The 12352-nt window shown below is 59.4% G+C and carries 12 protein-coding genes; 3 read left to right on the forward strand and 9 right to left on the reverse strand.

Annotated elements, in window-relative coordinates; genetic code table 11:
- Window positions 1-25: 25 nt before the first annotated feature.
- Genes IMCC20628_RS15770 through IMCC20628_RS15780 form a run of 3 tightly spaced genes read right to left on the reverse strand, consistent with a single transcriptional unit; the run spans window position 26 to window position 2871 of the window.
- The gene (locus tag IMCC20628_RS15770; protein WP_052766459.1) at window positions 26-757 is read right to left on the reverse strand and encodes a FadR/GntR family transcriptional regulator; all 732 of its coding nucleotides are present in this window, start codon (window positions 755-757) and stop codon (window positions 26-28) included.
- Complete coding sequence (locus IMCC20628_RS15775) at window positions 754-1923, reverse strand: mandelate racemase/muconate lactonizing enzyme family protein (RefSeq protein ID WP_047031012.1); 1170 nt, start codon at window positions 1921-1923, stop codon at window positions 754-756. The genes IMCC20628_RS15770 and IMCC20628_RS15775 overlap by 4 nt, the downstream gene beginning before the upstream one ends.
- A gap of 60 nt (window positions 1924-1983) precedes the next feature.
- Complete coding sequence (locus IMCC20628_RS15780; protein ID WP_047031013.1) at window positions 1984-2871, reverse strand: sugar phosphate isomerase/epimerase; 888 nt, start codon at window positions 2869-2871, stop codon at window positions 1984-1986.
- A gap of 249 nt (window positions 2872-3120) precedes the next feature.
- Here IMCC20628_RS15780 and IMCC20628_RS15785 point away from each other — a divergent pair, with 249 nt between their 5' ends.
- The 3 genes from IMCC20628_RS15785 to IMCC20628_RS15795 all read left to right on the forward strand — a co-directional run bounded on the left by IMCC20628_RS15785 (window position 3121) and on the right by IMCC20628_RS15795 (window position 6374).
- Window positions 3121-3966 (forward strand): sugar phosphate isomerase/epimerase, encoded by an 846-nt coding sequence (locus IMCC20628_RS15785; RefSeq protein ID WP_047031014.1) that lies wholly within the window; start codon window positions 3121-3123, stop codon window positions 3964-3966.
- A gap of 152 nt (window positions 3967-4118) precedes the next feature.
- The gene (locus tag IMCC20628_RS15790; protein ID WP_047031015.1) at window positions 4119-5174 is read left to right on the forward strand and encodes a sugar phosphate isomerase/epimerase; all 1056 of its coding nucleotides are present in this window, start codon (window positions 4119-4121) and stop codon (window positions 5172-5174) included.
- 15 nt (window positions 5175-5189) lie between these two features.
- Window positions 5190-6374, forward strand: a complete 1185-nt coding sequence (locus IMCC20628_RS15795; protein WP_047031016.1) for a Gfo/Idh/MocA family oxidoreductase — start codon at window positions 5190-5192, stop codon at window positions 6372-6374.
- A gap of 105 nt (window positions 6375-6479) precedes the next feature.
- Here IMCC20628_RS15795 and IMCC20628_RS15800 read toward each other — a convergent pair whose 3' ends face one another.
- The 6 genes from IMCC20628_RS15800 to IMCC20628_RS15825 are packed head-to-tail and all read right to left on the reverse strand — an operon-like array spanning window position 6480 to window position 12299.
- Window positions 6480-7370 carry an amidohydrolase family protein gene (locus tag IMCC20628_RS15800; protein WP_047031017.1) on the reverse strand — a complete coding sequence of 297 codons (891 nt, stop codon included), beginning with the start codon at window positions 7368-7370 and terminating at the stop codon, window positions 6480-6482.
- Window positions 7367-8536 carry a VWA domain-containing protein gene (locus IMCC20628_RS15805; protein WP_047031018.1) on the reverse strand — a complete coding sequence of 390 codons (1170 nt, stop codon included), beginning with the start codon at window positions 8534-8536 and terminating at the stop codon, window positions 7367-7369. The genes IMCC20628_RS15800 and IMCC20628_RS15805 overlap by 4 nt, the downstream gene beginning before the upstream one ends.
- Window positions 8533-9411 carry a MoxR family ATPase gene (locus IMCC20628_RS15810; RefSeq protein WP_047031019.1) on the reverse strand — a complete coding sequence of 293 codons (879 nt, stop codon included), beginning with the start codon at window positions 9409-9411 and terminating at the stop codon, window positions 8533-8535. The genes IMCC20628_RS15805 and IMCC20628_RS15810 overlap by 4 nt, the downstream gene beginning before the upstream one ends.
- A 2-nt stretch (window positions 9412-9413) precedes the next feature.
- The gene (locus IMCC20628_RS25810; RefSeq protein WP_047031020.1) at window positions 9414-10436 is read right to left on the reverse strand and encodes a molybdopterin cofactor-binding domain-containing protein; all 1023 of its coding nucleotides are present in this window, start codon (window positions 10434-10436) and stop codon (window positions 9414-9416) included.
- Between the two features lies 1 nt (window position 10437).
- On the reverse strand, window positions 10438-11805 hold the full coding sequence (locus IMCC20628_RS25815; protein WP_047031021.1) for a xanthine dehydrogenase family protein molybdopterin-binding subunit: 1368 nt from the start codon (window positions 11803-11805) through the stop codon (window positions 10438-10440).
- An 11-nt stretch (window positions 11806-11816) separates the two neighbouring features.
- Complete coding sequence (locus IMCC20628_RS15825; protein WP_047031022.1) at window positions 11817-12299, reverse strand: (2Fe-2S)-binding protein; 483 nt, start codon at window positions 12297-12299, stop codon at window positions 11817-11819.
- Window positions 12300-12352: the final 53 nt, after the last annotated feature.

A 12352-nucleotide genomic window follows, 5' to 3' on the forward strand; every position in this document is an offset into this window, starting at 1 on the left:
ATTCCCCGGAATCGAAAAGCGGTGTTCAGACGTGCGCCGGCGGCAAATCCGCGGCTTGTGAAGCCTGCTCGCCATTGGGATCGAGAATTTCGGTCCAATAGCTCTGTGCACGGCCCAGATGTGTGTTCATCAAGGCCTGCGCCAAGATGCTGTCGCGACGCGACAGCGCGTCGAAAATCTGTTTGTGCTCGTTGTGCGACTTGATGTTGCGCTCGGTCTTGCCGAAGTAAATCGGCAAGCGCTGTTCGCTGGCGGCATAAAAGCTCGCACAAATCTTGTAGAACATCTCGTTCTGAGTAGCGCGAACGATCTCGAGATGAAATTCGCCGTCAAGCCGATGCAGGCCGAGTCCCGCTGCGATCTGCTTTTCCGACCGATCCAGAATATCACTCAACCGTTCGAGGTTTTCGTCGGTGGCGCGCTGCGCTGCCAGTTCGGCAGCCTTGATTTCGTGAATTTTGCGCAATTCGACAGCTTCAAAAATCTGACGCGGCTTGAGTTGCACGCCAGCCCGGGCAAGCAGCGCCATCGAGCTCAACCCGGCTGAATCCATGGTCAGATAGATGCCGGATTTGGCACGCCGCTCGATCAGTTGCAAGGCTTCGAGAATGGCCAGCGATTCGCGCACCTGGCCGCGGCTGACCGCAAAATGCTCAGCAAGCTCCCGCTCCGAAGGCGCCTTGTCTCCATTGGCGCTGGCCGTTTTGACGATATAGGCCACAAGGGCGGGGAGAAATTCGCTTTCGGTATTGTTCATATGGGCTTGGCATATTTCTGCAAAATGGCTTCGTTCATGGTGAAGCCGAGACCCGGTTTTTCGGGAAACTCGATCATCCCGTCGCGCGCTTCGACTGTTTCATCAACGATATCATGTATCATCGGGTTGGCGCCAAGGGAAAACTCAATGGTAAAACTTGCCGGTGACGCCGCACAGACGTGCAGCCCGGCAAAAAAGCATGGCGCACCCGCCCATAAATGCGGCGCCAATCGTAGATTGAAGGCCGACGCAATTGTGCCGATACGCATGGCTTCGGTAATTCCGCCACAGAAAGCCGGATCAGGCTGGAAGATATCGGCAGCGCGCATGACGGCAAGGTCTCGGAAGGCGTAACGGGTCGCTTCGCTTTCGCCAGTTGAAACCGGGATCGAAATCGAGGCGCGCACCTCGGCGATACCCGCCTTGTCGTCAGCGATGATCGGTTCTTCGAACCACGCCAGATCGCAATCCGCGACCAGGTGGGCGAAGCGCTTCGCCCCAGCGACTGTGTAGGTGCCATGTGCGTCGACAGCCAATTCAATGTCCGGTCCGAGCGCCTTGCGCGCTGCCTTGACGCGCATTGCGGAGGCATGGGGCGATGCATCCATCGCGCCAACCCGCATTTTGACCGTACGGAAACCGCCGGTGTCGATGTAGGATTGCAATTGTTCGCCGATCTTGTCGGCGCTTGCCCACCCACCGGAGGCATAGGCCTGCATCCGGTCGGCTTTGCGGCCGCCCAGAAGCTTCCAGACCGGCTTGCCATCAGCCTTGCCGAGAATGTCCCACAAAGCGATATCGATTGCGCTGATGGCGGAAACCGTCAAGCCACGGCGGGCCATTTCGGGCATGGCGTGGCCTGCCATCGCAGCCTTCTGAGACCGCACACCATTGTAGAGATCCTCCCAGATGAAGGAGATGTCTGCCGGGTCGCGCCCAATGATGCGCGGCCCGAAATCCTCGTTGAGAATGCGGACCAGCGTTGCATAGTCACCGGCGCTGCCGGCCGCATTTTTGCCCTCGCCCCAGCCGACGATACCGTCATCCGTCTCGATCCGCAGAATCGCTGCGTCAAACGTCCGCAACGTGCCGAAGTCGCTTGTGTGCTGCCGCGCTTGCTCGATCGGTATCTGAATCCACCGCGCATGGACGGATTTGATTTTCATGACTGGACCCTCGCCCCTCCGGCGGCGGAACATTCCGCCCCGGTGGGCCGCCTTTTCGGATTACTTGATCAGCGGCAAAAGCGTTTCTGCCGTTATGCGCATCTGGTCCGAATAGAATTTTTCGGTCAGCAGACTTGATCCATGGTCCTGGATGAATTTCAGCTGTTCGGGCGAGATATCGACCGGATCACGTTCCACCATGTCGGGATAGATCGCAGCAGGCGTGCGGTCGACGGGTGCTACAAACTCGTTGGTGAGTGCGCCGTCATAACCGATCTCTTTCAGCGTTTCGACGATCTTGGGCCAATTGAGATGACCAAGTCCTGCGGCAAAGCGATTGTTGTCGGCAACATGGAAGTCGAACAGGCGTTTGCCCGCCAGACGGATGGCATCGTAAATGTCCGATTCCTCCATATTGAGATGGTAGGCATCAAGACACACGCCGCAATCGGGGTGCACCGCATCGGCGAGAGCCAGCGCCTGGGCCGCGCGGTTGAAGATGTAGGTTTCAAACCGGTTGAGGGGTTCGATACCGATCTTGACGCCAACCTTCTGTGAATGAGCGAAACACTCCTTGGTCGCATCGACCAACCAGGCCCATTCCTCTTCCTCTGTGGCGTCGGGCTGCACCTTGCCAACGGTCGCCGGCACAAGTGTGATCACTTCGCCTTCCAGTTCGCTGACCATGGTCAGCACGCTCTTGACGTAATCTACAGTCCGGGCCCGCTGGCCTTCATCCTTGGCGGCCAGGTTGCGTTCGCCAAGTGTCAGCGTCACCGCGCCCCAGCAGCGAATGCCATGCTCCTTGAGAAGCGCCCGGGTTTCCTTGGTGTCGTACTGCGTCGGCTCGCCCGAAATCTCAATGCTTTCATAGCCGAATTTCTTGATCCGGCGAAGCGTGACTTCGAGCGGTTCGGCGCGCATCCAGTTGTGGGTCGACAGGTGCATGATATTCCTCCCTTGCAGCGGGACTCCACAACCCCGCCACTCGTTTCACTAGTTCATTCTGGTTAGACCAATTAATCCCAATTTCAAATCTAATCAAGCCTTCGAGTGTCATTTTCCAGATGATCGTCGCTCTATAGCCATCATTTTGGGGCTTGCGTACGGCTAACAAACATGATGACGTATTCTCATTCGTTGTTTTGGTATTACCAGTTTGACGAAAACCCGAAACAACTGAATTGGGAGTCCGCGATGAAAATCGGTATGAACATGTTCTTGTGGACCACGCATGTAGGCCTTGAACACCAAGCTCTGCTGCGCGACATAAAGGCGACCGGTTTTGACGGTGTGGAAGTTCCGGTGTTCGAGGGCGACATCAACCACTACAAAGAGATCGCTGCCATGCTTGATGACATCGGGCTTGAACGCACGGCAGTATCAGCGATGGGCGATCCGTCGATGAATCTCATCGGTGATCCAACGGCCCGCGCCAAAGGTATCGACTTCATGCGCGCTACGCTGGACAAATCCCAGGCGCTTGGCGCGAAACTTATCTGCGGGCCGTTGCACTCGACACTGGGGCATTTTTCCGGTGAAGGTCCGACAGAACAGGAATTTGCCAATTCCGTCTTATCGCAACGCCTGATCGGAGATCACGCGGCTGGTCTCGGCATCACGGTAGCTCTTGAGGCGCTGAACCGTTTCGAATGCTATCTGGTCAACACCATGGATGGCCTGGCGTCCCATCTGGCTGAGGTTGACCATCCGAACATTCGTGCGATGTACGACACGTTCCACGCCAACATCGAGGAAACCGACCCTATCGGCGCGTTGACACGGAATGCCGGCAGCGTTGCCCATATCCATATTTCCGAGAATGATCGCGGTGTTCCGGGTCGCGGCAACATCCCATGGCAAGAGACCTATTCAGCAATCGGCAATATCGGCTATGACGGATGGCTGACAATCGAGAGCTTCGGCCGGGGGTTGCCGGATCTTGCGGCGGCCACCAAAGTGTGGAGAGATTTTGCTGAAAGCCCGGAAGCGGTGTATCGCGAAGGTTACACACACATTGCCAATTCGCTGAGGGTTCACTGAGGAGACGAACCCGACAAGTAAACTGGAAGGCTGGCTGTCAGTATGACGTTACCGCCGGCGACAAACCCAACCCTGTCTCTGGCCCAGCCGGAGATTGTATTTATAACAAGCCCCTAGCGGCCGAACCGAACTGAATTCTGGAGGAGAGATCAATGAAGACCATCAAGGGCCCGGCACTGTTTCTTGCGCAATTTGCTGGCGACGCGGCACCGTTCAATTCCTGGGACTCCATTACCAAATGGGCGGCAGATTGCGGCTACAAGGGTGTGCAGGTCCCCAGCTGGGACGGACGTCTGATCGATCTTGCCAAGGCTGCGTCATCAAAAGACTATTGCGACGAATTCAAGGGTGTGGCGCGCGAGAACGGTGTGGAAGTCACCGAGTTGTCTGCGCACCTGCAAGGGCAGCTTGTCGCCGTGCATCCCGCCTATGACGAAGCCTTTGACGGGTTTGCAGTACCGGAAGTGCGCGGCAATCCAAAAGCGCGGCAGGAATGGGCGGTCGACCAGGTGAGAATGGCGCTGTCGGCCTCGAAGAATATGGGCATCAGCGAGATGGCGAGCTTTTCCGGCGCGCTGGCCTGGCCTTACATCTATCCATGGCCGCAACGGCCGGCAGGCCTGGTCGAGACCGCCTTTGACGAGTTGGCCAAGCGCTGGCACCCGCTTCTCGATCACGCCGAGGACTGCGGCGTCGACATCTGTTACGAGATCCACCCGGGCGAAGATTTGCATGACGGCGTCACCTTCGAGATGTTCCTCGAACGCGTCGGCAATCATGCCCGCTGCAACATGCTCTACGATCCTTCGCATTATGTGCTGCAGTGTCTCGATTACATCGACAATATCGACATCTACAAAGACCGGATCAAGATGTTCCACGTCAAGGATGCGGAGTTCAACCCGACCGGTCGGCAGGGTGTGTATTCCGGCTACCAGCCTTGGGTGGACCGGGCCGGGCGGTTCCGTTCACTCGGCGACGGACAGGTCGATTTCGGGGCGATCTTCTCAAAGATGGCAGCCAATGATTTTGGCGGCTGGGCCGTTGTTGAGTGGGAATGCTGCCTCAAGCACCCCGAAGACGGCGCACGCGAAGGCGCACAGTTCGTCTCCGACCACATCATCCGTGTGACCGAGAGGGCTTTCGATGATTTCGCCGATGGCGGAACCGACGATGCTGCCAACCGTCGCATGCTCGGCATTTCCTGAGCGGGAGGGACAACAATGGCTATTGAAGGTTCCAACGCATCAGCACCCCGGCGCATCCGTCTCGGCATGGTCGGTGGCGGACGTGACGCATTCATCGGCGGCGTCCACCGCATCGCCTCACGCATCGATGACCGCTACGAGCTGGTCGCCGGTGCTTTTTCTTCCACACCGGAGAAATCCAAGGCCTCGGCCGCCGATCTCGGTGTGGCCGCTGACCGGGCCTATGGCGACTATGTCGAAATGGCCAAGCGGGAAGCGCGGCTGAAAAACGGTATTGAGGCGGTCTCAATTGTTACTCCGAACCACATGCATTATCCGGTCGCGCGCGAGTTTCTCAAGCGCGGCATTCATGTGATCTGCGACAAGCCGCTGACCTCGACGCTTGCCGATGCGCGCAAGCTCAAGAAAGCTGCCGAAGCCTCAGGTGCGCTGTTCGTGCTGACGCATAACTACACCGGCTATCCGATGATCCGGCAGGCGCGCGAGATGATTGCCGCTGGCGAACTTGGGGCGATCCGGCTGGTGCAGGTTGAATATGCGCAGGACTGGTTGTCGGAAAAGCTTGAGGAGACCGGACAAAAGCAGGCGGGTTGGCGTACTGACCCTGCCCGCTCCGGCCTTGGAGGCTCGACCGGCGACATCGGCACCCATGCCTTCAACCTGGCGAGTTTTGTCTCGGGCCTTGAGCTCGAGCAGCTTTGCGCCGATCTCGACAGTTTCGTCGAAGGCCGGCAGCTTGATGACAACGGTCATGTGCTGATGCGGTTTTCAGGTGGTGCCAAGGGCATGCTGTGGTGCAGCCAGGTTGCGCCCGGAAACGAGAATGCTCTGAAACTACGCATTTATGGCGAAAAGGGCGGACTCGAATGGGCCCAGGAAGACCCGAACTATCTCTGGCACACGCCGTTGGGACAGCCGAAGCGATTATTGACCCGCAACGGTGCCGGTGCCACAGCCGCCGGTCAACGTGTCAGCCGCATTCCTGGCGGGCATCCGGAAGGCTACCTGGAAGGTTTTGCCAATATCTACACCGAAGCCGCCGAAGCGATTGTCGCACGCCGGGACGGCAAACCAACGCCGGACGGGGTGATGTTCCCCGGCATCGATGAGGGGTTGGCAGGTGTCGCGTTCGTGACAGCCTGTGTGGACTCCTCGCGGCGTGGAGGGTCCTGGGTGAAGTTCAGCAATTACGCTTCATAATCCGAAAGCAGCTTGACCTGCCAACTCTCACTACGGAGTTGGCAGGACCGCCTCCAGCGGTTTGGAACACCGCTCCATTAGCCGCCCCGCCTCACCCTCAGGTTTTCAGGCCGGGCGGTAGACCCGAGTGGCCGTGCCCCGAAAAATCGCAGAGCGGGTCGCCTCATCGTATTTGGCAGCGGCATCATGGAAGGACGAAACCATTGTCAGGTGATCGGTCCAGAGTTTCTCGATTGGAAAGTTCGAACCGAACATCACCCGGTCGCTGCCGAGGATTTCGACCGCATTGGAGACAACGTAATCGATCAAGGCTGGATCATTGCGGTGCAGAAAAGTGCCGAGCCCGGATAATTTGGCGCTGAGATTCGAATAGGGCGCGAGCGCGCGCAATCCTGCCTGCCAGGCCTCCTGCGTGGCCGGGTCCATCCCGGTCAGCATGCCGGCATGGGTGAGAATGAATTGTGTTTCCGGGTTTTCTGCCACCAGTTCGGCGCCGTCAGCCATCTGTCCGGGGAACAGTTGCAGATCGAAGGACAGACCGTAATCCTTCAGCCGGGCTACATTGGCGCGCACATTCGGCTCAAACATTTGCTTCGCCGATGGCGCAAAGCGGAACTCCGGCGTGTCGTGCCAGTGCAATTGCATGCGGACGCCGCGCAACAGCGGATAGTTTTTCAAACGGTCAAGTTGTGGCCGCACATCCTCAACTGTCATGTCAGCATAGCCGACGATCGCATGTGGCCAGCCGGTGCGCTCGGCGGTTGCCTGAACCCAGGCCACTTCGTCTTCAAAGTGCTCCTTGGCCCAATTGGTCTGCACATAGATTGCCTTGTCGATACCGGACGACTGCTGATCGGCAAGAAACTCCTCGACCGGATAGTCGCGGCGAATAGACTGATACGGACCAAAGATGCGCGGAACCATGGGGCCGGCAAGCCAGGGCAGATCCGCCTGCCGCCAGATATGAAAATGCGAATCGACAATTCCTGAGGTCACAGGCCCCTCCCCGACATGGTTTCAATTTGTGGAGCGGCACGCCCCAATGACAGAAGAAATTTCGTCAGACCGGCTACCGACGATCCATCCACCAGATCATCGAGCGTCGGCAGGATGGCGCGCAAAGCCTCGGTCTCCGGACGAAAGCGCGGATCACCCGCCAGTGGTGTCGCCAGCGACAACCGGTGCGCCGAGGCGGCGAAGCGGCGGAACGCGGATTCCATCTCGGTCGGCTCGCCGCGTTCAAGTGCGTCGGACAGGATGACTACAACAGCGCCTCTGGCGAAAGCCGAGAACCGCGGCACTGACAAAAACGCCAGCAATGTCCCGCCGATGCGGGTGCCACCGTCCCAGTCTTCGACCAGTGCTGCCGCCTGCGCCAGCGCCTGCTCGCGATTGCGGATCCGCAAGGCTGATGTCAGTCGTGTCAGTCTGGTTCCGAAGCAGAACACCTCGGCCCGTCCGGTGCCATGGACTGCGGCATAGGCAACCTTGAGATAATCCTCGGTGTGAAGCTTCATTGATCCCGAGACGTCAAGCAGCAGCAGCAGCCTGCGCGGCACACGTTGCTGGCGGCGCAGTTGCGGAGACGGAATATCGCCATCGGCTGACAAAATCTTCCGCATCGACCGGCGGATGTCGAGATTCTTGCCGGTCGCGGTTCTGACCGTTCGAAAAGACCGGCGACAGGGAAGGGCCGAGCCAAGCTTGCGCTCAAGCGCATCGAGGCGAAGTCCATCATTTGCGAAGGCGCGAATGCTGAGTTGTTCCGTCCCCGATGTCAGTTCGCCACCGGTTTCTTCCTGCACCGGGCCGGTTTCTTCCTCTGCGGTATCGCTATTGTCCTTGATCTGGGGCTCGTCCTCGTCTTGCCCCTCGCCCTCAATGTTGACCCTGGCCTCGCCATGGAACCAGCTTTCAAACAGCGCATCGAACTCGACGCGCCGCTCCGGCGCCGGCGCGAATGTGGCGACCGCCGAGCGGCGGATATCGTCCATCGAGCGTGGCCCAAGCAGGGTTACCGCCTGCATGAAGGCAATTGCCTGTTCGGGTGCGATGGCAAAGCCGAACCGGCGCAACAACCGGGCAAAGCCGAACAAGGGGGCGGAGCCGCGCGGCAATTCACCCGGAACCGATGCTGTATCGCAAACCAGAAACTTGTTCATGACATCGCAGCCTCAATGATGCGCCCCATCTCGGGCTCAATGTGGTGAACGTCTTCCTCATCCTTGATCAGAACGCCGATCGCACGGCGAAACGCCTCGGGCCAGGGACTGCCGCCTTTTTCCAGGATGGTTGCCGCATTGGCCCATTCAATCGCCTCGGCGATACCCGGCGGCTTGGCCAGTGGCCGCGCGCGGATGTCACGCACCGCGCCGGCAACAGCTAGCGCCGTCTCGCGCGCCACATCACCGGCACGCGCCATGATGATCGCGGCCTCGCGGTCTGCGTCCGGATAGCCGATCCAGTGATAGACGCAGCGGCGGCGCAGTGCCTCGGCCAGTTCACGGGTGCGGTTTGACGTCAGAACCACCAATGGCCGGGCAGCAGCGCAGATGGTGCCGCGTTCAGGAATGGAAATCTGGAAATCGGAGAGAAATTCGAGCAGCAAGGCTTCGAATTCATGGTCCGATCGGTCTATCTCATCGACCAGAAGAACCCGCTGTTCTGGCGACTGCAACACCTGCAGCAGCGGACGGGCGATCAGGAACCGGTCGCCGTAGATATCGATCTCGGCTTCACCGGCCTGACGGATGGCCAGCAATTGCCGCTGGTAGTTCCATTCGTAAAGCGCATGCGCGGCATCGATGCCTTCATAGCATTGCAGCCGCACCAGATCGCGGCCCAGCGCCTCGGCAACAGCCTTTGCCGCTTCCGTCTTGCCGACGCCCGGCGCGCCTTCGAGCAGCAAGGGCTTGCCCAGTCGAATGGCCAGGAATATCGCCGTTGCCAGGCTTTCATCAGCCAGATAGTGCAACTGCGATAGACGGGACATCACGGCTTCTGGCGAGGTTGCCATCGCGTCAACGCCGTGGGCCATCGTCACTCGGTCCGGCCTTCGCCCGCAGCGGCTTTCGCCCTCAGCGCGCGCAGGATCCGCTCCGGGGTGATCGGCATGGTGTCGATGCGGACCCCGACGGCGTCGAAAATGGCATTGGCCACCGCCGGAATCTGCGGGTTGGCGCACATCTCGCCCGGCCCCTTGGCGCCATAAGGTCCGTCAGACGACGGCCGTTCCAGCACATAGGTTTCGGTCTCTGCCAGATCGCCGGGTCCGGGCATGAGATACTGATTGAAATCGGTGCCGCCATGATCGCGGTTGGGATAATAGGGTTCGGTGGTCTCGTAGAGCGCGTGGCTGATGCCCATCCAGGAGCCGCCGACCAGTTGCTGCTCGACCATTTTCGGGTTCAGCGCCCGGCCGACCTCATAGACATTCTTCACCGATTGCACGGTGACTTCGCCGGTCTCGTCATCCACCTCGACATCGGCCACAACGCAGGCATGAGCGTAGCACGTGGCAGGCTTCATCGCGCCGGTCTCGGTGTCGGGATAAGAGCGCTGCACCAAAAACATTCCACGTCCGGAGATCGACCGGCCCTGTTTGAAATGCGCCGCCAGCGCGGTGTCGAAGATCGAAATCGACTTCTGCGGCGCGCCCTTGACGTGAATATTGCCTTCGCCATCGGTCTCGAGGTCGGACGCATTGACCTCCAGTTCCTCGGCCGCCACTTCGAGCATCACCTGGCGCGCTTCCTGGGCTGCCTGCAGCACCGCATTGCCGACCCGATGCGTGCCGCGAGAGGCAAATGTGCCCATGCAATGTGGTCCGGTGTCGGTGTCCGCGGTATCGATGGTCACGCATTCAGTGGGAACGCCGATGGTTTCGGCGCAGATCTGCGCCATCACCTGCTTGAGACCCTGGCCGAGATCAACACTCGACAGCGAGACCATGAAATTGCCGGTGGGGGTCGAGTGGACCAGCGCCTGGCTTGGGTCACCGCCGAGGTTCATGCCTGTGGGGTAGTTGATTGCCGCGACACCGCGGCCATGTTTCATTGCCATTTCAAGCCTCCCTGGTCCGCGAGGACATGTCGAGATATTTTTGTGCGACAGGCCAGCCTGAAACCCGCGCGGCTTCCTGCATGCACTCGATCAGCGCAGCACCTTCTGTGGGCTGACGGTGTGCCTTCATGTCGCCGTCGCGATAGGCATTGATGAAGCGGAATTCGAGCGGGTCCATGCCGATCAGTCGCGCCAGCTTGTCCATCTGAACTTCCAGCGCAAAATCGGCGATGGTGACGCCGAAGCCACGCATGGCGCTCGATGGCGTCCGGTTGGTGTAGACGCAGTAGGTGTCGATCCAGACATTGGGCACCGTATAGGGGCCGGGATAATGCGCCGCACCCTTTTGCGCGCCATAGGGTGAATGGCGCGAATAAGCGCCGGCATCGGTGTAGCCGGTGACTTGCCGGGCGATGAGGCGTCCATCTTTGGTGACGCCATCCTTGATGGTGATTGTCTCGGCAGCACGCGGCGAGGAAATCTGCATTTCCTCCTCGCGGCTGTAGATGAATGACACCGGCCGTCCGGTCAGTTTGGCTGCCAGAATGGCGATCGGTTCGACGATGACATCGACCTTGCCGCCAAAACCACCACCAACGGTGCCGCCGACCATGTGCAATTTGTGGCCGGGCATCTGGAGGATGATCGAGGCGTTGTCGAGAGTGAAGAACATCGCTTGCGTGTTGGTGTAGCAGGTGAAGCGGTCATTGCCTTCAGGGGCGACGATACAGCCGGTGGTCTCTGTCGGCGCCTGCTCTATCGGCGAGGAAGAATAGGTCTCCTCGAGAATGTGGTCGGCCGCCGCAAAGCCGGCCTGAACATCTCCAAAGCGCACCTTGCGGTGATCGCCGCTGTCATAATGATAATAGTTGCCGGGATGATGCTCGTTGACCTCGGGCGCATCCGGCTTCAGCGCTTCGAGCACGTCGAAGACGGCTGGTAGCACCTCATAATCAACCTTGACCTTGGCGGCGGCTTCCTGGGCAGCACGCTCGCTGGTGGCAACCACCGCGACCACCGCCTCGCCTTTCCAGCTGACCTTCTTGTCGGCCAGAACAGTCTCGTCCTCGGGGCCAACCTGGATCAGGATCAGGATCGTGTAAACATTGTGCGGCACATCCTTGGCTGTCAGCACCCGGATGACGCCGGGATGTTTCTCGGCCTCCGATGTGTCAATCGACCGGATTTTGGCGTGATGATGCGGACTGCGGACCATCTTGAGATGCAGCAGGTCGGGAAAAGTCCGGTCGGCGAAATAGACGGTCTTGCCGGTGACATGGCCCGGTGCGTCGGAGCGCGGCCGGGAATGGCCAATTTCGTTAAGGTCGTCTTTGCGTTCATCGGCGAAATAGTTCTTGCGAAGTTCCATTGCCTGTCTCCTCAGCCTGCGTTCTGCGAGTTTGACCGGGCAGCGGCGAGCACCGCATTGATGATCGGTTCATAGCCGGTGCAGCGGCAGATATTGCCGGAAATTGCTTCGATCACATCTTCACGGGTGGGGTTGGGGGTGTGGTCGAGCAACGCCTTGGCGGCCATCACCATGCCTGGTGTGCAGAAGCCGCATTGGGTGGCAAAGCCATCAAGGATGGCGCGTTGCACCGGGTGCAGGACGCCGTCCCGGCCCAGGCCGGCCGTTGTCTCGACTATGGCGCCCTCGCAGGCTTCAACCAGCGTGAGGCAACTCAGCCGCAATTCGCCATCGACGATCACGGAGCAGGCACCACAGGTGCCCTGATGACAGCCGCCCTTCGGCGAAATATCATCCATTGTGTCACGCAGTGCGTGAAGCAGCGTGGTGCCGCTTTCGACAAATTCGGCCCGGTCTTCACCGTTGAGCCTGAATTGAACCGGTACTCTGGCCATCCGTCCTCCTCCCGCCGCCTGCCTCCCAGCAGTTGGCAAATCTTCTTTGCAGT

It is taken from the genome of Hoeflea sp. IMCC20628 (assembly GCF_001011155.1).
Lineage (GTDB): Bacteria > Pseudomonadota > Alphaproteobacteria > Rhizobiales > Rhizobiaceae > Hoeflea.

What these genes read in the sequence shown, in the direction of transcription:
- IMCC20628_RS15770 (WP_052766459.1), bottom strand. Translation starts at nt 757, where the DNA reads ATGAACAATACCGAAAGCGAATTTCTCCCCGCCCTTGTGGCCTATATC.
- IMCC20628_RS15805 (WP_047031018.1), bottom strand. Translation starts at nt 8,536, where the DNA reads ATGAACAAGTTTCTGGTTTGCGATACAGCATCGGTTCCGGGTGAATTG.
- IMCC20628_RS15780 (WP_047031013.1), bottom strand. Translation starts at nt 2,871, where the DNA reads ATGCACCTGTCGACCCACAACTGGATGCGCGCCGAACCGCTCGAAGTC.
- IMCC20628_RS15775 (WP_047031012.1), bottom strand. Translation starts at nt 1,923, where the DNA reads ATGAAAATCAAATCCGTCCATGCGCGGTGGATTCAGATACCGATCGAG.
- IMCC20628_RS15825 (WP_047031022.1), bottom strand. Translation starts at nt 12,299, where the DNA reads ATGGCCAGAGTACCGGTTCAATTCAGGCTCAACGGTGAAGACCGGGCC.
- IMCC20628_RS15795 (WP_047031016.1), top strand. Translation starts at nt 5,190, where the DNA reads ATGGCTATTGAAGGTTCCAACGCATCAGCACCCCGGCGCATCCGTCTC.
- IMCC20628_RS25815 (WP_047031021.1), bottom strand. Translation starts at nt 11,805, where the DNA reads ATGGAACTTCGCAAGAACTATTTCGCCGATGAACGCAAAGACGACCTT.
- IMCC20628_RS15785 (WP_047031014.1), top strand. Translation starts at nt 3,121, where the DNA reads ATGAAAATCGGTATGAACATGTTCTTGTGGACCACGCATGTAGGCCTT.
- IMCC20628_RS15790 (WP_047031015.1), top strand. Translation starts at nt 4,119, where the DNA reads ATGAAGACCATCAAGGGCCCGGCACTGTTTCTTGCGCAATTTGCTGGC.
- IMCC20628_RS25810 (WP_047031020.1), bottom strand. Translation starts at nt 10,436, where the DNA reads ATGGCAATGAAACATGGCCGCGGTGTCGCGGCAATCAACTACCCCACA.
- IMCC20628_RS15810 (WP_047031019.1), bottom strand. Translation starts at nt 9,411, where the DNA reads ATGGCCCACGGCGTTGACGCGATGGCAACCTCGCCAGAAGCCGTGATG.